Source organism: Nocardia sp. NPDC059229 (genome assembly GCF_042754165.1).
Lineage (GTDB): Bacteria > Actinomycetota > Actinomycetes > Mycobacteriales > Mycobacteriaceae > Nocardia.
The window spans coordinates 1,220,598-1,239,967 of sequence record NZ_JBHZAK010000001.1; the positions used below are offsets into that span (position 1 = coordinate 1,220,598).

A 19,370-nucleotide genomic window follows, 5' to 3' on the forward strand; every position below is an offset into this window, starting at 1 on the left:
CTTGATCTCGTCGCAGCCGACAACCCTGCCCACCCGCCATTTGTTCCGGCGACCCCGGATATGCCACGACCCCGGTCACCAACCGGGGTCGTGGGATGCCGAGGGGATTCAGGCGGTGCCGTTGGTGGCTTCCGGCTTGGTCTCGCTGCGCGGCTCGGACTCGGTGTCCTCCGCCTGCGCGGCCTCGTGATCCTCACGCGCCGCGATGCCGTGCTCGGTGCCCTCGTCGGCCTCCTGGTCCGCCTCCGGGTGTTCCGGGGAGAACTCGGCGGGCAGGTTCTTGATGTGCTTGTTCATGTTCCGGATGAGCAGGATGGTGCCGGCCAGCAGCACCAGCACGATGACCAGACCCAGCGGGGACGCCTTGCCGAACTCGGGTCCGGTGGGCGAGTTGGTGCCCTGGGCGAGCAGCGTGAGCATCATCGGGCGGTGTCCTCGGTGTCGGCGGCGTCGAAGCCGGAATCGGCCTCGTCGATTCCCGCGAACAGGTCGGTCTCCGGGATCGCGGTCTTGACCCGGGTCTTGGCCAGCTCGAACTCCTCGGTGGGCCACAGTCGCTGCTGCATCTCCAGCGGAATCGCGAAAAAGGCGCCATTGGGGTCGATCTGGGTGGCGTGGGCGCGCAGGGCGTCGTCACGCTGCGGGAAGTACTTGGCGCACTCTACCTGGGTGGTGACCCGCGCCATGATGTCGCCGCGTTCGGCGGCGTACTTGCGCATGCGGTCCATCCAGTCCTGCATGGGGAAGGGCTCGCCGTGGCGCGCGTACTCGTCGGCGAACACCTCCAGCCGGGTGAGGCTGAAGCCGTGGTTGTAGTAGAGCTTGAGCGGCTGCCAGGGCTCGCCCGCGTCGGGGAACCGCTCCGGATCGCCCGCCGCCTCGAAGGCCGCGACCGACACCTTGTGGCACATGATGTGATCCGGGTGCGGGTAGCCGCCCATCTCGTCATAGGTGGTCATGACGTGCGGCCTGAACTGGCGGACCACGCGCACCAGCGCCTCGGTGGCCTCCTCCAGGGGCACCAGCGCGAAGCTGCCCTCGGGCAGCGGCGGCAGCGGATCGCCTTCCGGCAGACCGGAATCCACGAAGCCGAGCCAGGTCTGGCGGACGCCGAGCGCCTCGGCGGCGGCGGCCATCTCCTCGCGGCGGACCTCGGTGATGCGGTCCTTGATGCCGGGGGTGTCCATGGCGGGGTTCAGGATGTCGCCGCGTTCCCCGCCGGTGAGGGAGACGACCAGCACGTGATTGCCTTCGGCGGCATAGCGCGCGGTGGTCGCCGCGCCCTTACTGGATTCGTCGTCGGGATGCGCGTGCACCGCCATGAGGCGAAGACCACTCACTTCTCGTTCACCTCACCGATCACGTTTTCCACCTCGTAGCGTCGAGCTGTATCAATTGGCACGTGCAGGGGTCCTGCGTGGTTACGCAAGCTGCCTCCTCCGGACCCTGACCGCACGTGCCGAGTCCAGACACAGGCATCAGATATGCATTCCCTATAGTTCCATCCGATCGTTGTTTGTTCCGACCTACCCCCCGGGAGCGTCCCCGATATGAGTGAAAGACCGGCTGACCGGTACGGGATTGCGCCTCGGAAGACCCGCCGCTGGCTCCCCTACGCCCTCGGAGCGGTCGTCATCCTCGCCGGGCTCGGGGTCTCCTATCTGGGCTACCGCACCTACGGGCCGCAGGCCATCGAACCGGATCGGATCGGCTACACGATCGTCGACGACTCCACGGTCAGCGTGGATTTCAAAGTGACACGCAAGGATCCGGGCCAGGCGGTCGTCTGCTTCGTACGCGCCATGGACGGCGACACCGACGAGGTCGGCCGCCGCGAGATCCTGGTGCCCGGCTCCGACTCCGGCACCGTCCGCGTGGTCACCACGATCAAGACCACCCGACGGGCCGGCGCCGGCAATGTCTACGGGTGCAGCGACCATGTGCCGGCCTATCTGCGCGCCGGGTGAATCGTCCGTTAAGCGACCCGCATTGACGCTTCTACCTGCGCCTTTCCGAATCGTGCTAAAATGACGCGATACACGGTTCCGGCGTTCGGAGCCGTGTTTGCTGCATTGACGGCCGGCGCTGTCGGGACTCTCCCCAGGGATCGCTCTGGCTGTCCGGTTGCTGCTGTGCCCATCTCCGGATGGCCACGGTAGCGGGCATCAGGGAATCCCGGCTTGCCGGGGACAACTACTAGGGAGTGATCGAGATGACTGAGACCGTGACTTGGCTGACCCCGGAGTCGCACGAGAGGCTCACGAGCGAACTCGGCGCGCTCATCGCCAACCGTCCCGTCATCGCGGCCGAAATCAACGAGCGCCGTGAAGAGGGCGACCTCAAGGAGAACGGCGGTTACCACGCGGCGCGTGAGGAACAGGGCCAGCAGGAGGCGCGCATTCGCCAGCTGCAGGAGCTGCTGAACAACGCCAAGGTCGGCGTCGCGCCCACCAAGTCCGGCGTCGCCCTACCCGGCTCGGTCGTCAAGGTCTACTACGACGGCGACGAGACCGACACCGAGACCTTCCTCATCGCCACCCGCGAAGAGGGCCTCGGCAGCGCCGACCTCGAGACCTACTCCCCCAACTCCCCGTTGGGCGGCGCCCTCATCAACGCCAAGGTCGGCGAAACCCGCGAATACACCCTGCCCAATGGCAACACCATGAAGGTGACGCTGGTCTCCGCGGAGCCCTACCACAGCTGATTTACGACCGACGGATTCGCGGCCCCGGTCCACACGGACTCCGGGGCCGCAATGTTTGTCGGCACCGGCCGCGATATGACGAAGCGCCGCACCAAGAATGGTGTGGCGCTTCGCTTCTTTCCGAAGGTGACAACTGATTTCGCGAGGTTCCGGGTAACTCACCGGGTACACCCGAAATCGGTCCGGCTCCCGACCGCCGGCACGGGTGCCTGATTGGACACGGCACCCGGCCGCCCGTTGAAGGCCCGGGGAGGCGGGCGAGCTCAGGCCAGGGCCTGCTCGATGTCCGACAGCAGGTCGCTGATGTCCTCGATGCCGACGGAGAGGCGGACCAGGTCGGCGGGGACCTCGAGGGCCGAGCCGGCGGTGGAGGCGTGGGTCATGGCGCCGGGATGCTCAATGAGGGATTCGACGCCGCCGAGGGATTCGGCGAGGGTGAAGATCTTGGTCTTGGCGCAGAAGGCGAGGGCCGCGTCCTTGCCGCCGTGGACGCGCACCGAGATCATGCCGCCGAAGCGGCGCATCTGCTTCTGGGCCACGGTGTGGCCGGGGTGCTCGGGCAGGCCGGGGTAGATGACCTGGGCGATCTTGGGGTGGTTGGCGAGGAATTCGGCGATGGTCTCGGCATTGTCGCAGTGCCGGTCCATGCGCAGGGCCAGCGTCTTGATGCCGCGCATGGTGAGGAAGGCGTCCATCGGGCCGGGGACCGCGCCCGCACCGTTCTGCAGGAACGCGAACTTGGCGTCCATCTCCTGATCGTCGGTGATCAGCGCGCCGCCCACCACGTCCGAGTGCCCGCCCAGGTACTTGGTGGTCGAGTGCAGCACGATGTCCGCGCCCAGCAGCAGCGGCTGCTGCAGGTAGGGCGAGGCGAAGGTGTTGTCCACCACCAGCTTCGCGCCGCCCGCGTGCGCCACCTCGGCCAGCGCCGCGATATCGCCGACGTTCAGCAGCGGGTTGGTCGGCGTCTCGATCCACACCAGCTTGGTGTTGGGGCGCATGGCCGCGGCGACCGCGTCCACATCCGACACCGGCGCGACCGAGTACTCGATCCCCCACTGGGTGAACACCTTGTCGATGAGCCGGAAGGTGCCGCCGTACGCGTCGTTCGGGATCACCATGTGGTCACCGGGCCGCAGGTTCGCGCGGATCGCGCAATCGGTGGCCGCCATGCCCGAGGCGAAAGCCCGCCCGTAGGTACCGGATTCGAGCGCCGCCAGGTTCGCCTCCAGCGCCGTGCGGGTCGGGTTCCCGGTGCGCGCGTACTCGTACCCGCCGCGCATTCCGCCGACACCGTCCTGGGCGAACGTCGAACTCGCATAGATCGGCACGTTCACCGCACCGGTCTGAGGGTCCGGATCGAACCCGGCGTGCACCGCCCGTGTGGAGAAACCCAGCTCGCTCATGCGAACAGCCTAAAGACGCTGCAGATTCGCCCACGCCCCGGGTCGGGCCCGGACGACCGCCACCGCTGCCAGGGCGTCGAACGACCACGGCCGAAACCCTGCTCGGAGCGGAAACCCCTGGTCCCACCCCGTAGACCGAGCGGGCCGCCGGAGCGGTCGGCACCGGACCCGGCGCTGCCGGCAGTCGGCCCGGACCCGGCGCTATCGACCCGGCGCGGCGTTGTGAGTCCGGCGGCGGCGGTTCTAGGGTGGGCGCATGGTCACCGTGGACGAGCTGTTCGCCATCGATTCCCTGCTCAGTGATGAGGAGCGGGCGATCCGGGATACGGTGCGCGCGTTCGCCGCGGAGCGATTGCGGCCGCGGGTGGCGGAATGGTTCGAGGCGGGGACGTTTCCGGCGCGGGAGCTGGCGCCGGAGCTGGGGAAGCTCGGGCTGCTGGGGATGCATCTGGACGGGTACGGGTGCGCGGGGACGTCGGCCACGGCGTACGGGCTGGCCTGCCTGGAGCTGGAAGCCGTGGATTCGGGTGTGCGCAGCACGGTTTCGGTGCAGGGGTCGCTGGCCATGACCGCGATCCACAAGTACGGGTCCGAGGAACAGAAGCTGCGGTGGCTGCCGGAGATGGCGGCGGGACGGGTGATCGGATGCTTCGGGCTGACCGAGCCGGACTTCGGCTCGAATCCGGGCGGCATGCGAACGCGAGCGCGGCGGGACGGGGACGACTGGATCCTCGACGGGTCGAAGATGTGGATCACCAACGGGTCGGTCGCGGATGTGGCCGTCGTGTGGGCGCAGTCGCGCGAGGGTGAGCGGGATGTGATCCGCGGATTCATAGTGCCCACGGACACACCGGGTTTCAGCGCTCGCGAGATGAAGCACAAGCTGTCGCTGCGCGCGTCGATCACCGCCGAACTCTCCCTCGACGGCGTCCGGCTGCCCGCCGGCGCCCTGCTGCCCGAGGCCCGTGGACTCCGCGCGCCGCTCGGCTGCCTGTCCGAGGCGCGCTTCGGCATCATCTTCGGCGCGCTCGGCGCGGCCCGCGACTGCCTGTCCGCCACAATCGAATACGCGCAGACCCGCGAGGTGTTCGACAAGCCGCTGGCGGCCTACCAGCTCACCCAGGCCAAACTGGCCGACATGGCGCTCGAACTCGGCAAGGGCGAACTGCTGGCGCTGCACCTCGGCCGATTGAAGGACCGGCACGAGATCTCCAACGAGCAGATCAGCGCCGGCAAGCTGAACAGCACCCGCGAGGCCATCAAGATCGCGCGCGAGTGCCGGACCATCCTGGGCGCGAACGGCATCACCCTCGAGTACCCGGTGCTGCGGCACGCCAACAACCTGGAGTCCGTCCTGACCTACGAGGGCACCGCCGAAGTGCATCAGCTCGTCCTCGGCGAGGCCCTGACAGGCGCGAAAGCGTTCCGCTGACCGGCGGTTCCGGCGAATTGCGCGATATGTCACAGCCGGTCCCCCAGGTGCCGGTCGATTGCTAGCATCACCGGGTGTTTGTGCCCGGCTCCGCCCTGCTCGTCGTTTCGGCGCGTAAAACCCTGAACCGCCTGCAGCGCACCCATGGAGCCCCCGCCGCGGAGGCCGCGGCCGTCTTCCCCGGTGTGTCCGCAGCGATCGACCAGCATGCCGCGGCCATCCGCGACATCCTCGACCTCGGCGTCGAGAACTCCGGCCTCGTCCCGGCAAGTGTCCTGCTCGCCGGCTACGCCCGCGGCATTCTAGAGGACCTGCGCGAAGCCGAGGCCATCCTCCCCCACTCCCTGCTCGACTGGCAGGACGCCGACTGGCTCCACCTGCGCCTGGCGGGCGTCTGCTCGCTGGCCCGCGCCTCCTGACCTCACGATGAAGCAGCCCCGGGGTAGAAACACCCCGGGGCTGCTCGGTTTCCGGCGGCGTCGGATCAGCCCATGTCGTCGCGATCGTCCCGGTCCTGGCCGCCGGGCCGCGGCATCTGCCCGCTGGAACGTGGGGGCTGTCCGGGCGGCATCGACTGTCCGGGCGGCGGCATCTGGCCGGGTTGTGCAGGCATCTGGCCGGGTTGTGCAGGCATCTGGCCGGATTGGGGCGGCATCTGCCCAGGCTGCTGCGGTGGCATCTGCCCGGATTGCTGCGGCGGCATCTGCCCAGGCTGCTGCGGCGGCATCTGCCCAGGCTGCTGCGGCGGCATCTGCCCAGGCTGCTGCGGCGGCATCTGGCCGGGCTGCTGCGGCGGCATCTGGCCACCGCCCGGTCCCCAGCCGCCCTGTTGGCCGTATCCCGTTTGCCCGTAACCCATCTGGCCGCCGCCCTCGGGCTCTGCCCACTTGCCCGGAGGCATCTGGCCCATGCCCTGCCCCGCCATCATGGGCCGGGTGGCCGAGCGCTGCGCCCACATGGCCGCCTCCTGCGCCTGCCGCTGGCGGGCCGCATCCTCACGACCCCGCTGATAGGCCTGCGCATGCCCCTTCACCTCGGGCATTTCGCCCTCGATGGCGTCGAGCCAGCCCGCCCACCGCTCCTGCATGGGCCGGATCAGGCCACCGCCGAGACCGACGATGAGGATACCGCCGATCGTCGCCAGCACCGTGATGAGAATCGGCATGGTGACCGAAGTTCCCACCCCGATCTGATTGAGGGCCGCGATGATGCCGATGCCCCAGATGAACACCGCCGCAATGCGTCCCAGCGTGCGGCCGTAGTCCAGACCGCTCAGCATGTTCGACACCATGTCCTGCACGACGCGCGCGATCGCGCCCGCGATACAGACGATGACGATGGCGACCGCCAGCCGGGGTAACCAGGCCACGATGCCGTTGAGCATGGTGCTCACCGGGTTCGGGCCGAAGACGCCGAAGCCGAGCTGCAACGTAATCAACAGAATCGCGTAGTACGCCAGCTTGGCGATGATGCCGGTGGCGTCGTAACTGCCGCGGGCCAGCATGTCCTTGATGCCGCCGCGTTCCACCAGCCGATCGAACCCGACTCGGTTCAGGATCCGGGTCACCAGCTTGGCCACGAGTTTGGCCACGAGCCAGCCGATGAACAGAATGACCAGGAACCCGACGAATTTGGGCACCCACGTGGCGATGGAACTCCACGCGTTCGAGAGCCCCTGCCCGATCTGGATATCGATAGCCGAACTCGAGGTGTGCATGACCCCGTCCCTTCGCTATCCGTTCCGGCCGTGTGCCGGAACTGCTCTTCGGGGTCGTTATACGCCTGGTCGATCGTCGAGTTCGCTCGTTTGCGAAATAGTTGCCAAAACAGATGCCTGAGATTAGCCAAATGGCGGTACGGCCGCCACCGAGACTCCAGCGACAGGCACCGCGGGCCGAGACGACAACGATGGCCCGCCCTCATCGGGCAGGCCATCGTTGTGTCGTCCGGTACGTCGTCGGACCGGATCAGTAGGCGCTGAAGACGTTGTCCATCGAGCCGTAGCGGTGCGCCGCGTAGTTGCAGGCAGCCACGATGTTGGCGACCGGGTCCCAGACGTCGAAGGCGGTGCCGTCGACGTGGTACGCATTGAAGGTCGGGTCGATCACCTGGAGCAGACCCTTGGACGGGATGCCCATGGCCGCGTTGGAGTCGTACAGGTTGATCGCCTGCGGGTTGCCGCTGGATTCGCGAATGATGTTGCGGTAGATGCCGTCGTAGCTACCCGGGATGCCGTGCTGGGCCATGATGTCCAGCGCGTGGTGGATCCAGCCGTCCAGGTTGTCCTCGTAGACAGGGGCGGGCGGCGCGGGGGCCGGAGCCGGCTCGGGGGCGGGCAGCGGGGCCGGCATGGGCGCCGGGGCCGGAGCCGCAACTTCGGCCGCGGGAGCGGGGGCGGGAGCGGGCAGTTCCTTGACCGGAGCAGCGGCGGCGGGCGCGGCGACGGCCAGGGAGGCCTTCAACGCGGCCGGCTGGATATCTCCGCTGGCGGCGGCGCCGGCGGCGGTGATGATGGAGCCGAAGACGCCCAGAGCGAGGGCGGCGGCGCCGACCGTACGAGCGGTGGCAACTACCTTGCTACGTCTAGCAGGGTCACTGAGAGCAGTCATAACATTCTTGGGCATGGCGAATTTGGATTCCTGTTCGGTTTCGGGCTCGCGGGCCTGAAGAAGGCAGCGCAGGACCATGCAGGCGCCTCACGACGCCCGTCTGCGTACCTCGGGCTGTTGTGGATGCTGTTGTGAAACCCGGTATGGGTCAATGGGTTTGGCACACTGCGCGGAGTGCAGTGGAGACCTTTGCGACCTTCCGGCCGCGGTGCCTCATTGCACCGATGTAGTGATCACGTTCCGCATGTGTGTTCACATCTCCTTGGGCCATTCAGACTTGCGGTCTGTTTCCGACAAGGTCACAGCTTGATTGCGTGTTGTGAACACAGCCTGAATCAAAAGTGAACAGAAGGTGAACTGGCCCGTTTGGCAGCTCCTGTACCTGCATTAATACATGCGCTGACCTGGTGATTCAATTCGAAACGCAAAGTGTTTCGGATCACAGAAAAATATCGCCCCAAGATCGCGATATACCGATATTTGCCTGATTTCTTGCCGTTCATCAGCGTTTCACATTCCAAAAGTAACAGCTCAGCAAATCCACATTGGTTATCACAAATCCCATTCGTCCCAATTTTCACGCACTATAAAGACGCCGCAACGGTGCATCTCGCGGCCCGCACAGCGGACGACGCATCTGTCGGCTGTAACCCGCCGAGGTATCTCCAATGCCCCTTCTGACAACACCATTCACAGAGGCGAGATGTCCTTGCTGACAGACGTTTTCACCGCGTCTCGGCGCAATCTGATCGCGGTGCCGGTGCTGCTGGCCGGCGCTGCGGTCGCGATCGCGCTCGGGATGGCCGGCACCCACTACTGGCCGGGCACCCAGCCCCTGCCCACCTGGGGATTCTCCGCACCGCAGATCTTCAAGGCGTACCTGAGCAGCGTGGTGCTGGTGCTGATCGGCGGCCAGTTGCTGACCGCCGTCTGGATCTACCGCTTCCACGCGCCGCGATCGGTGCACATCTACCACCGGCTGTGCGGCGTGCTGGCCTTCCTGCTCAGCCTGCCGGTGGCCTTCTACTGCCTCTACAGTTTCGGCTTCCAGTTCGGCCGGGGCGTGACGGGCCGGGTGATGGCGCACTCCGTCGCAGGCGTGGTGTTCTACGGCGCCTTCGCCTCGAAAATGCTGACATTGCGGCTGAAGCGGACACCGGGCTGGCTGCTGCCGATCCTCGGCGCCCTGGTCTTCACCAGCTTCGTGCTGGCATGGACGCTGGCATCGCTCTGGTGGTTCCGTACCGTCGGATTCGCGAGATGAGCAGCCGCGAAAAGCAGTCCGCCCGCCGGAACCGAGCTGTGGTTCCGGCGGGCGGCGAATACTCGGCCGCTACCTAGGAGAGGGCGCCGGTGCTGAGGAAACCGAGCAGGTCGTGGCGGGTGATGACGCCTACCGGCTTACCGTCCTCGACGACCATGAGGGCGTCGGTGGACTCCAGCAGCTTGGTGGCCGACGCGACCGGCTCGCCCGCGCCGATGAGCGGGAAGGCCGGGCTCATGTGCTTGGCGACCGGGTCGGTGAGCTTCGCGCGGCCCTCGAAGACGGCCGACAGCAGATCGCGCTCGGTGACCGAACCCGCGACCTCGCCCGCCATCACCGGCGGCTCCGCACCGACCACCGGCATCTGCGAGACGCCGTACTCGCGCAGGATCTCGATGGCGTCGCGCAGCGTCTCCTGCGGGTGGGTGTGCACCAGGTCCGGCAGCTCACCGGACTTGCCGCGCAGCACGTCTCCCACGTGCACCTCGGTGTCCGAACCGTCGAGGCGGGTGCGCAGGAAGCCGTAGGAGCTCATCCACTGGTCGTTGAAGATCTTGGACAGGTAGCCGCGGCCGCCGTCCGGCAGCAGCACGACCACCACGGCGTCCGGATCGCGCTCGGCAACCTTGAGCGCCGCCACCACGGCCATACCGCAGGAGCCGCCGACCAGCAGGCCCTCCTCACGGGCCAGGCGACGGGTCATCTCGAAGGAGTCGGCGTCGGAGACCGCGATGATCTCGTCCGGGATGGCCGGGTCGTAGGCGGTGGGCCAGAAGTCCTCGCCGACGCCCTCGACCAGGTAGGGGCGGCCGGTGCCGCCGGAGTAGACCGAGCCCTCCGGGTCCGCACCGACGATCTTGACCTTGCCGCCGGAGATCTCCTTCAGGTACCGGCCGGTGCCGGTGATGGTGCCGCCGGTACCGACGCCCGCCACGAAGTGTGTGATCTTGCCCTCGGTGTCACGCCAGATCTCCGGGCCGGTGGTCTCGTAGTGCGATTCCGGGCCGCCCGGGTTGGAATACTGGTCCGGCTTCCACGCGCCCGGGATCTCGCGCACCAGGCGGTCGGAGACGTTGTAGTAGCTGTCCGGATCCTCCGGCGCGACCGCGGTCGGGCAGACCACGACCTCGGCGCCGTAGGCGCGCAGCACGTTCCGCTTGTCCTCGCTGACTTTGTCGGGGCAGACGAACACGCACTTGTAGCCGCGCTGCTGCGCGACCAGGGCGAGGCCCACACCGGTATTGCCGGAGGTCGGTTCGACGATCGTGCCGCCGGGCTTCAGCAGCCCGGCCTTCTCGGCGGCGTCGATCATCTTGACGGCGATGCGGTCCTTCGAGCTGCCGCCCGGGTTCAGGTATTCCACCTTCGCCGCCACCAGTCCCGAGTTCGGACCCACCACGGAGTTCAACCGAACGAGCGGGGTGTTTCCGATCAGATCGACGACATGGTTAGCGATGCGCATACCCCTTATCGTTGCAGAAAGGAGATCCGCGCCCACGCGCACGTCGGAGATATCACGGCGCCGCGAACTACGATCGGCCCTATGTGGATGCCGACGAGCGTGCCCGCCGCCTCCCTGCTCGCCGCCTCCGGCCTCGCGACCATGATCGTCGCGGCCGCGCCCGCGGAGGCCGCAACCGTCGAATTCCCGCAGGTCCCGAGCGTTTATCACGATGCTTTGATCTGTGGCGGCAATATCCGATCCTGGGCCGACACCGGCCCGCAGTGGCCCGGCCGCGCGATCATCAGCATCCAGGCGCTGCCGGTCGCCGGGTTCGATCCGGGCGAGTACAGCTTCGCCCCGCAGTGCATCACCGTGGCCACCGTCGCGTGGCGGAACATGGACACCGGCGCGGCCGGCGAATATCGAGTTCCCGTGCTGGCCGGCTTCTACGGCAGCGAGCACTACGCCCTGTTCCAGGACACCGGGCCGGGGCACATCATCGTCACCGTCTACACCGACATGCCGAACATCCCGGCGCACAGCGCCTTCGACGTCCCCGGGTAACCCACCTTCATCGCTGTGCTGCCCCATCTTTCACCCTGTCTCGTGCCGCGGTGCCGGCAGGCAGCGCGGCACGAGAGCTGCGAGAGTGAGCGATATCCCACAGTTCAGTAGTTGGGATACGGGCATACCGGATGTTTGAGCCGGAACACACCCGTCGTAAATTCGAAGAGGATCACCCCAGCAAAAAAGGAGTCCTCATGGCTGAGGCCGTCATCGTTTCGTACGCCCGCTCGCCCATCGGCCGCGCTGGCAAGGGTTCTCTGGTGAGCATGCGACCGGACGACCTCGCCGCGCAGATGGTGCGCGCCGCCCTCGACAAGGTGCCCTCGCTCGCCGTCTCCGACATCGACGACCTGCACCTGGGCTGCGGCCAGCCCGCCGGTGAGGCCGGTTTCAACATGGCGCGCGCCGTGGCCGTGCAGCTGGGCTACGACTCCCTGCCGGGCGTCACCGTCAACCGCTACTGCTCGTCCTCGCTGCAGACCACCCGTATGGCCTTCCACGCCATCAAGGCCGGCGAGGGCGACGTGTTCATCTCCGCCGGCGTCGAGACCGTCTCGCGCTTCCCGAAGGGCACCGCCGACGGCTGGCCGGACTCGCACAACCCGCTGTTCGCCGAGGCCGAGGCCCGCACCAAGGCGACCGCCGAGTCCAACGCCACCTGGACCGACCCGCGCAACGACGACATCCTCCCGGACGTCTACATCGCCATGGGCCAGACCGCGGAGAACGTCGCCACCTACACCGGCATCTCCCGCGAGGACCAGGACCACTGGGGCGTGCGTTCGCAGAACCGCGCCGAGGAGGCCATCAAGTCCGGCTTCTTCGAGCGGGAGATCACCCCGGTCACCCTGCCCGACGGCACCATCGTCACCACCGACGACGGCCCGCGCGCCGGCACCACCTACGAGAAGATCTCGCAGCTGAAGCCGGTCTTCCGCGCCGACGGCACCATCACCGCCGGCAACGCCTGCCCGCTGAACGACGGCGCGGCCGCCCTGGTCGTCATGTCCGACGTCAAGGCGCGCGAGCTGGGCCTGACCCCGCTGGCCCGCATCGTGGCCACCGGCGTCTCGGGCCTGTCCCCGGAGGTCATGGGCCTCGGCCCGATCCAGGCGGTCCGCAACACCCTGAAGACCGCGGGCATGACCATCGACGACCTCGACCTGTACGAGATCAACGAGGCCTTCGCCGTGCAGGTGCTCGGTTCCGCCCGTGAGCTGAACATGGACCTGGACAAGCTGAACGTCTCCGGTGGCGCCATCGCCCTCGGCCACCCGTTCGGTATGACCGGTGCCCGCATCACCGCGACCCTCATCAACAACCTGCAGACCCACGACAAGCAGTTCGGTCTGGAGACCATGTGTGTCGGTGGCGGCCAGGGCATGGCGATGATCATCGAGCGCCTGAGCTGAGGCACGAGATACCGTAGCTGAGCTACGGCGTTAGTTGGGCCGCCCGACCTCACGGTCGGGCGGCCCAATTTGTTTGGGGGAAGGTGGGCCACACCCCTCAGCAGTCGGCTTTACCTGGTGGGTAATCGACTTCGTTCCCGGCAAGCGGAAATATCAAGGGCAGCAAAGTAATCCGACCGAGGAGCCCGAAATGCCCGCCTACGCCATCGCCAACCTGTGGGACGTCGACATCAATGCCGAGATCGTGGAATACCTGGAGCGCATCGACGCCACGCTGGCGCCCTACGGCGGGAAGTTCATCGTGCACGGCGGCACGCAGCGGGTGATCGAGGGCCCGGCCAGTGCGATCGTCATCGTCATCGAGTTCCCCGACTATCAGGCCGTGACCGACTGGTACGAGTCGGCCGCCTACCAGGAGATCCTGCCGCTGCGCCTGCGTAACTGCTCCAGCGTCGGGGTCCTGGCCGCGGACTGCGGCGAGAATCACGTCGCCACCGACGTCCTGAAGGAGGTGGTGACCAACGACTGAACGCTCTCAGGCTGGCTACACAGCAGTGGGCGGGCACCGGATTCCGATGCCCGCCCACTCAGGTATTCAGCTGTGCGTCAGCCCTTCCCGGACTATCTGTCCTGGAAGTAGCTCAGCAGGCGCAGGATTTCGAGATACAGCCAGATCAGGGTGACGGTCAGGCCGAACGCCACGCCCCACGCCGCCTTCTCCGGAGCCTGGGCCCGGATGAGCTGGTCGGCAGCGTCGAAGTCCAGCAGGAAGCTGAAGGCCGCGACACCGATGACCACCAGGCTGAACACGATCGACAGGGTGCCGCCCGAGCGCAGGCCGAAGCCGTCGGCGGTGAAGAAGCTGGCGACCAGGTTGCCGAGCATGAGCACCAGGACGCCGATCATGGCGCCCACGATCATGCGGGTGAAGCGCGGGGTGACGCGGATCGCGCCGGTCTTGTAGACCACGAGCATGCCGAAGAAGACGCCGAAGGTGCCCAGCACCGCCTGCGCGATCAGGCCGGATCCGCCGACGCCACCGAACTGCACATTGGTGAACAGGAACGAGAACGAGCCCAGCAGCAGGCCTTCCAGCGCCGCGTAGCTGAGCACGAGCGCCGGGTTGTCCTGCTTGCGGCCGAAGGTCATGATCATGGCGAGCGCGAAGCCGCCGAGGCCGCCGACCGCGAGGAACAACACGGCCAGGCCGTGGTTGGCCGAGGTGAGCGCGTAGGACAGGATCGCCGTCAGGGTGACCACGCCGAGGGTGATGCCGGTCTTCTGCACCACATCGTCGATGGTCATCGGGCGGGTGGTCGGTACGGCCGGCTGGTAGGGCTGCTGGTAGCCCGGGTACTGCGGCTGCTGACCGTACGGGTTGCTGGGGAACTGTCCGGCTCCAGGCGCCGAGCCGAAGCCGGCGTAGCCGCCCTGCTGCGGCTGCAAGTTCCGGAAGACCGGGTTGGATGTGGAGCGCATTTCCGTGCGTCCCTTTCTGGAGTCGCGGCTCACGTCGGTCGTGGCCATTGAAGCTACTCGTCCAACGCGCTGTGGGGGCCCGGAGTTCCCGAACCCCCACCGATCGGACGAACCGGACTTTACCTTAGCTTTACTGAATGCGCCGCCCGATAAGCCGCGGTCCGGCCGCCCCGGAAGCCCGTTTCAGCCCAGCTGGCTCATCACGCGACTTGCGATGAGCTCCAGGTGATCCAGATCGGACAGATCCAGAATCTGCAGGTAAACCCGGCTGGTACCGGCGATCTCGGCATAGCGGCCGATCTTCTCGACCACCTCGTCCGGGCTGCCGGCCAGGCCGTTGGCCTTCAGCTCGTCCACCTCGCGCCCGATGGCGGCCGCGCGCCGCGCCACCTCGGCATCGCTCGCGCCGACACAGGCGACCAGCGCGTTGGAGAAGGTGATGTCGTGCGGATCGCGGCCGGTGTCCTTGGCGGCCATGCGGACTCGCTCGAACTGCTCGGCACTGGCCTCGGCCGACTGGAACGGCGCGTTGAACTCGGTCGCGTACTGCGCGGCCAGGCGCGGGGTGCGCTCGGCGCCCATGCCGCCGATGATGACCGGGATACGCGGCTGCGCGGGCTTGGGCAGCGCCGGGGAATCGGTGAGCGTGTAGTGCTCGCCGGCGAAGGAGAAGGTCTCGCCGACCGGCGTCGACCACAGGCCGGTGACGATGGCCAGCTGCTCCTCGAAGCGCGGGAACCTCCGGGCCGGGAAGGGAATGCCGTAGGCGGCGTGCTCGGCCTCGAACCAGCCCGCGCCGAAACCGAATTCGACGCGGCCGCCGGACATGGCGTCGACCTGGGCCACCTCGACGGCGAGCACGCCCGGGTGACGGAAGGTGGCCGAGGTGACCAGGGTGCCCAGCCGGATGCGGCGGGTCTCGCGGGCCAGGCCCGCGAGGGTGATCCAGGCGTCGGTGGGGCCCGGGAGACCGTCGGCGTCGCCCATCTTCAGGTAGTGGTCGGACCGGAAGAAGGCGTCGTAGCCGAGGTCTTCGGCGGTCTTGGCGACGGTGCGCAGCGTGTCGTAGGACGCGCCCTGCTGGGGTTCGGTGAAGATTCGAAGATCGATTCGTCCCATGCGCCCGATTATTCGACGTCGCGCAGGCCGGGTACCCAGCGGGTCACGGTGGGCGGATCCCAGCGGGTCACAGGGGACGCACCGAGCGGGTCACGGTGAACTTGCGATTGCGGCCCATCACATCGGTTCTGCCGACCATGCGCTCCATGACGCCCCGATAGTTGAGGTGGGTGTTGTAGACCGTCCACAGCTCGCCGCCGGGGCGCAGCACCCGCCCGGTCTGCTGGAACATCTTGATGGCCGAGCCGGTGTGCACGGCCGCGCCGACATGGAAGGGCGGGTTGCACAGCACCAGGTCGGCGCTGTTGTCGGGGGCGCTGGACATGGCGTCGTCCTGCAGCACGGTGACGCGGTCGGCGACGCCGTTGGCGGCGGCGGTGGCGCGGGTGGAGGCCACCGCGGCCGCGGACTGGTCGGTCGCCGTCACCCGGATGCCGGGGCGGGCCTTGGCGAGTGCGACCGCGAGAATGCCGGTGCCGCAACCCAGATCGATGGCGTCGTGGGCATCGGGCTTCATCCGCTTCAGGTGGTCGAGCAGAAAGCGGGTGCCGATGTCCAGGCGCGGGCCGGAGAATGCCGCACCGTGGGCCACCACCTCCAGGCCCTGCTCGTCGAGCCGGTTGCGAATCGGAAAACGGGGCTCGCCAATGGGTTTGGGCTCGGCGGCGAGCAGGATGCGGGATTTCTGGCGGCCGCGGGTGGCGCGCACCGAACCGAAGGATTCGGCGAGTACCTCGTTCATGGCGGGGGTCAGGTACTTGTCGCGGCCGCCGGCGAACACCTCGACATCGGGTGCGGCCCAGCGCGCGATGGCCTCGGCGGTTTCGGCCAGGCCGGACAGCGCGCGCGGCAGCCGCCACAGCACCGCGCGGACATCGGAGAGCAATCCCGCACCCAATTCGCGGGTCGAAAAGCGATCGGCTAGACCGACAATTCGGGCATTGTTGGCGAGTGCCAATTCACCGGTGAGCAAATCCTGATGCACCCGGACCCCGTGCAGGTCGTGCGCGGCGATGGCCCCGAGCGTCAACGCCCCGTAGCCGTCGTCGATCACGGCCACCCGCCCGTCCCCGGCGGCGGCCAGCGAATCCGCGGCGACATCCAGCATCAGGCGGTCGGCGGCATCGACCGCATACAGGTTCACCGCTTCGACATCCGGATACCGCCGTAACCGGCCCAATACGTCCTCGACCTCAACCACACCTACAGTGTGCTAGATCATTGCCGAAGTATTCCATTCGGCACGGTCGGCGGCCTTTTTGCGGAATTAACCGATCCCGGCGCTATTCTGCGATTCCGCAAATCACATGTCGATCGTGTTCACGCCGAATGGATTTCCGAGTTGCCCGCGCTTCGCCGGGGCATGACGGCCGCCGCACCGATGAGGACCACCGCCATGGCGGCCACGCCGAGGAACACCAAGTGCACCGCCGGCGCGAGGTCGGACGCGGCCGGATGGCCGGCCTTCCCGAGCCGGGCATTGACCAGCGCGCCGAACACGGCCACGCCGACCGCGCTGCCCAGCGAGCGGGCGAACATATTGGTGGCGGTGACCACGCCCCGCTCCGACCATTCGGCGCTCGCCTGGGCGGCGATCAGGGTCGGGCTGGCCACCAGGCCCATCCCCATACCGACGACGAAACAGCCGATCGCCAACTGCCACAGGCTCGACCGCGCGTCCACCACCAGCAGCGACGCCGCGCCCACCACGGCGAACAGGCTGCCGATCACCGCAGTCGCCCGGAAACCTATGCGCAGGTACACCTTTCCGGCCTGCGACGCCGACACCGGCCAGCCCAGCGTGAGCGCGCCGACGGTGAGACCCGCGATCAGCGCTCCGCTACCCAGCACTCCCTGCGCGAAGGTCGGCACGTACGAGGTGAGACCCAGCAGGATCGCGCCGACCAGCAGCGAGGCCAGGCTGCTGGCCACGACGATGCGCCGGGTGAAAACCCACAGCGGCAGAATCGGATTCGCGGCCCGCCGCTCCACCAGCCCGAACAACGCCAGCGTCAACCCGCCGCCCGCGAAGAGCACCAGGCTCGCGGGCGAGCCCCAGGCCCACGCCTGGCCGCCCTCGAGCAGTGCCAGGATCAGCGCCCCGGCCCCGACGGCGAGCAGTCCGGCACCGAGGTAGTCGATCCGATGGCTCTGCCGCGGAGCACTTTCGGTGAAGTTCCGCAGGATCATCCAGGCCGCCAGCGCCGCCAGCGGCAGGTTGATCAGGAAGATCCACCGCCAGCTGATGTACTCGGAGAACACGCCGCCGAGCAGCGGCCCCAGCACCGACGAGGTCGCCCATACACTGGCCAGATACGCCTGCACCTTGGCCCGCTCCGGCACCGTGTAGATGTCGCCCGCGATGGTCATCGAGATCGGGCTGACCGCGCCCGCCCCGATGCCCTGCACGGCCCGGAACGCGATCAGCGCGGGCATGCTCGTCGCCAGCCCGCACAGCAGCGACCCCACCGCGAAGGCCCCGATCCCGAACAGTATGACCGGTTTCCGCCCGACCATGTCGGCGAGCTTCCCGTAGATCGGCACCGTCACCGCCTGCGCCAGCAGGTAGATGCTGAAAAGCCAAGGGAACTGCGCGAACCCACCGAGCTGATCGGTGATCGTCAGCACCGCGGTGGCAATGATGGTCGAGTCCAATGCCACCAGCGACGTCGACAACATGATCGCCGCGAGAATCGGCCCCCGCTCCGACCGCAGCCCGATCGACGACGTCACATCCGTAGCCGTCACCGGCAGCCCCTTCCCTCAACACAACTCACCACCACAGTCGAACACGCCATCCGGGCCGCTATTCCCGGTGTGGTTGCGCCGGCTCCTGCGGGACACGAAACACGAAGGCTCGCAACGGCCGGCACACGGTCGCGCCGACGGCGAGCCGGCGTGCCCATGAAATCAGGGGCGCAACGATCTGCGTCCGGGACTCGACGTGCTCGGTAGTACCGAGTGGGAGGGATTTTTCATGAAGCGGATCGTTGGCATCATCGCGGCGGTCGCCGCGGTGGCCCTGGCGACGGCATGTCAGGACGGTGGTTCGACACCGGCGACCAGCGGGGCGTCGCTACCGACCTCCGCCACAGTGACCGCACCGGGAACTGTTCAGTCTCCTGCCCCTCAGCAGTCGCCGGGCGCCACACAGCCCGCCGGTGGCGGCGCTCCCGCCACCGCCGGAAACGGCAAATGCGTCGATCTGAAGTCGGCGGTGGTCACCGCCGCGCTGAGCAGACTCGGCACCGGTGTCGGCGGTGACGGGTACTACGCGGACAGCGGCACCGACGCCGCCGTCGGCTCCTGCCCCGCCCTGCTGTGGGTGCTCGCGGGGACTCCGCACGGCACGGCCAGCTCACCCTGGCATGTGATGCTGTTCAACCACGCGGGTTACCTGGGTACCGCGACCAAGAAGTCGACGTCCTATACCCAGGTGGTCGGCTCGTCCGATCGCAGTGTCCAGGTCCAGTACCGGTGGCTCGCCGGTCAGGACGCCAGCTGCTGTCCCTCGGGCGGACCGGTCACCGTCACGCTCACCCTGGGCGCGGACGATCACACCGTCACCCCGGATCGTGACTTCCCGGCCGAGGTGACCGATCCGAGTTCCGCGGGTACCCCGCCGGTGTGCCCGGTCACCAAATCCGTTCTGCTCCAGGCGTTGCACGGCACCGACATCGAGTCGCGATTGGCGCAACCGGTCGAGCTCGAGGATCGAATCGACTGCTCGGGCGATTGGGCGATGGCCCACAGCGGAACCCACAACAACACGGTCAACCGGGCGCAGGTCCTGTTCCACTACGTGGCGGCCAACGGCGGCTGGAAGCCGGTGGACCTCGGCAGCGCCCTGCACTGCACCGAGATCGGCGTTCCTGCCGATGTCGCGGACAAGATCTGCCACTGATCGATCTGTCACCGGGCGGGCAGGCCGGTG

The 19,370-nt window shown here is 67.7% G+C and carries 19 protein-coding genes; 9 read left to right on the forward strand and 10 right to left on the reverse strand.

Annotated elements, in window-relative coordinates; all coding sequences use genetic code 11:
• Positions 1–108 precede the first annotated feature (108 nt).
• Both ACFXHE_RS05705 and mca read right to left on the reverse strand, forming a co-directional pair.
• Positions 109–423 carry a hypothetical protein gene (locus ACFXHE_RS05705; RefSeq protein ID WP_379380103.1) on the reverse strand — a complete coding sequence of 105 codons (315 nt, stop codon included), beginning with the start codon at positions 421–423 and terminating at the stop codon, positions 109–111.
• The gene (mca, locus tag ACFXHE_RS05710) at positions 420–1,322 is read right to left on the reverse strand and encodes a mycothiol conjugate amidase Mca (RefSeq protein ID WP_379380433.1); all 903 of its coding nucleotides are present in this window, start codon (positions 1,320–1,322) and stop codon (positions 420–422) included. The genes ACFXHE_RS05705 and mca overlap by 4 nt, the downstream gene beginning before the upstream one ends.
• A 228-nt stretch (positions 1,323–1,550) precedes the next feature.
• Between mca and ACFXHE_RS05715 the strand changes: the two genes are divergently transcribed.
• Positions 1,551–1,967, forward strand: coding sequence for a DUF4307 domain-containing protein (locus tag ACFXHE_RS05715; RefSeq protein WP_379380105.1), 417 nt, complete (start codon positions 1,551–1,553; stop codon positions 1,965–1,967).
• A gap of 245 nt (positions 1,968–2,212) precedes the next feature.
• Positions 2,213–2,704, forward strand: coding sequence for a transcription elongation factor GreA (gene greA / locus ACFXHE_RS05720; RefSeq protein WP_354833370.1), 492 nt, complete (start codon positions 2,213–2,215; stop codon positions 2,702–2,704).
• A gap of 263 nt (positions 2,705–2,967) precedes the next feature.
• Here the strand turns inward: greA and ACFXHE_RS05725 are convergent, their stop codons facing one another.
• A complete protein-coding gene (locus tag ACFXHE_RS05725; protein WP_379380107.1) occupies positions 2,968–4,110 on the reverse strand; it encodes a cystathionine gamma-synthase in 1,143 nt (380 codons plus the stop codon).
• Positions 4,111–4,366: 256 nt separating this feature from the next.
• Between ACFXHE_RS05725 and ACFXHE_RS05730 the strand changes: the two genes are divergently transcribed.
• Positions 4,367–5,542, forward strand: a complete 1,176-nt coding sequence (locus ACFXHE_RS05730) for an acyl-CoA dehydrogenase family protein (protein WP_379380109.1) — start codon at positions 4,367–4,369, stop codon at positions 5,540–5,542.
• Positions 5,543–5,616: 74 nt separating this feature from the next.
• Positions 5,617–5,961 carry a DUF6401 family natural product biosynthesis protein gene (locus tag ACFXHE_RS05735; RefSeq protein ID WP_379380111.1) on the forward strand — a complete coding sequence of 115 codons (345 nt, stop codon included), beginning with the start codon at positions 5,617–5,619 and terminating at the stop codon, positions 5,959–5,961.
• A gap of 65 nt (positions 5,962–6,026) precedes the next feature.
• Here the strand turns inward: ACFXHE_RS05735 and ACFXHE_RS05740 are convergent, their stop codons facing one another.
• Together ACFXHE_RS05740 and ACFXHE_RS05745 are read right to left on the reverse strand one after the other, a co-directional pair.
• Entirely contained in the window at positions 6,027–7,259 is a 1,233-nt protein-coding gene (locus ACFXHE_RS05740) for a hypothetical protein (protein WP_379380113.1), read from the reverse strand.
• A 250-nt stretch (positions 7,260–7,509) separates the two neighbouring features.
• On the reverse strand, positions 7,510–8,151 hold the full coding sequence (locus ACFXHE_RS05745; RefSeq protein ID WP_379380115.1) for a transglycosylase SLT domain-containing protein: 642 nt from the start codon (positions 8,149–8,151) through the stop codon (positions 7,510–7,512).
• Between the two features lie 703 nt (positions 8,152–8,854).
• On the opposite strand from ACFXHE_RS05745, the gene ACFXHE_RS05750 reads away from it, so the two are divergent.
• On the forward strand, positions 8,855–9,415 hold the full coding sequence (locus ACFXHE_RS05750; protein ID WP_379380117.1) for a DUF6529 family protein: 561 nt from the start codon (positions 8,855–8,857) through the stop codon (positions 9,413–9,415).
• A 73-nt stretch (positions 9,416–9,488) separates the two neighbouring features.
• Here ACFXHE_RS05750 and ACFXHE_RS05755 read toward each other — a convergent pair whose 3' ends face one another.
• Positions 9,489–10,877, reverse strand: a complete 1,389-nt coding sequence (locus tag ACFXHE_RS05755) for a cystathionine beta-synthase (RefSeq protein WP_379380119.1) — start codon at positions 10,875–10,877, stop codon at positions 9,489–9,491.
• Positions 10,878–10,958: 81 nt separating this feature from the next.
• Between ACFXHE_RS05755 and ACFXHE_RS05760 the strand changes: the two genes are divergently transcribed.
• From ACFXHE_RS05760 to ACFXHE_RS05770, 3 genes are all read left to right on the forward strand, one after another.
• Complete coding sequence (locus tag ACFXHE_RS05760) at positions 10,959–11,423, forward strand: hypothetical protein (protein WP_364620762.1); 465 nt, start codon at positions 10,959–10,961, stop codon at positions 11,421–11,423.
• Between the two features lie 197 nt (positions 11,424–11,620).
• On the forward strand, positions 11,621–12,838 hold the full coding sequence (locus ACFXHE_RS05765; protein WP_379380121.1) for an acetyl-CoA C-acetyltransferase: 1,218 nt from the start codon (positions 11,621–11,623) through the stop codon (positions 12,836–12,838).
• A 190-nt stretch (positions 12,839–13,028) separates the two neighbouring features.
• The gene (locus ACFXHE_RS05770; RefSeq protein ID WP_379380123.1) at positions 13,029–13,367 is read left to right on the forward strand and encodes a DUF1330 domain-containing protein; all 339 of its coding nucleotides are present in this window, start codon (positions 13,029–13,031) and stop codon (positions 13,365–13,367) included.
• A gap of 92 nt (positions 13,368–13,459) precedes the next feature.
• Here ACFXHE_RS05770 and ACFXHE_RS05775 read toward each other — a convergent pair whose 3' ends face one another.
• The 4 genes from ACFXHE_RS05775 to ACFXHE_RS05790 all read right to left on the reverse strand — a co-directional run bounded on the left by ACFXHE_RS05775 (position 13,460) and on the right by ACFXHE_RS05790 (position 18,184).
• A complete protein-coding gene (locus ACFXHE_RS05775; RefSeq protein WP_379380125.1) occupies positions 13,460–14,317 on the reverse strand; it encodes a Bax inhibitor-1/YccA family protein in 858 nt (285 codons plus the stop codon).
• A gap of 183 nt (positions 14,318–14,500) precedes the next feature.
• Positions 14,501–15,427, reverse strand: a complete 927-nt coding sequence (locus tag ACFXHE_RS05780; RefSeq protein ID WP_379380435.1) for an LLM class F420-dependent oxidoreductase — start codon at positions 15,425–15,427, stop codon at positions 14,501–14,503.
• 76 nt (positions 15,428–15,503) lie between these two features.
• Positions 15,504–16,637: a class I SAM-dependent methyltransferase gene (locus tag ACFXHE_RS05785; RefSeq protein ID WP_379380127.1), complete on the reverse strand. Its 1,134-nt coding sequence runs from the start codon at positions 16,635–16,637 to the stop codon at positions 15,504–15,506.
• A 119-nt stretch (positions 16,638–16,756) separates the two neighbouring features.
• A complete protein-coding gene (locus tag ACFXHE_RS05790) occupies positions 16,757–18,184 on the reverse strand; it encodes an MDR family MFS transporter (protein WP_379380129.1) in 1,428 nt (475 codons plus the stop codon).
• A 229-nt stretch (positions 18,185–18,413) separates the two neighbouring features.
• Here ACFXHE_RS05790 and ACFXHE_RS05795 point away from each other — a divergent pair, with 229 nt between their 5' ends.
• Positions 18,414–19,340, forward strand: coding sequence for an LppP/LprE family lipoprotein (locus ACFXHE_RS05795; protein WP_379380131.1), 927 nt, complete (start codon positions 18,414–18,416; stop codon positions 19,338–19,340).
• The last annotated feature ends 30 nt before the right edge of the window (positions 19,341–19,370 follow it).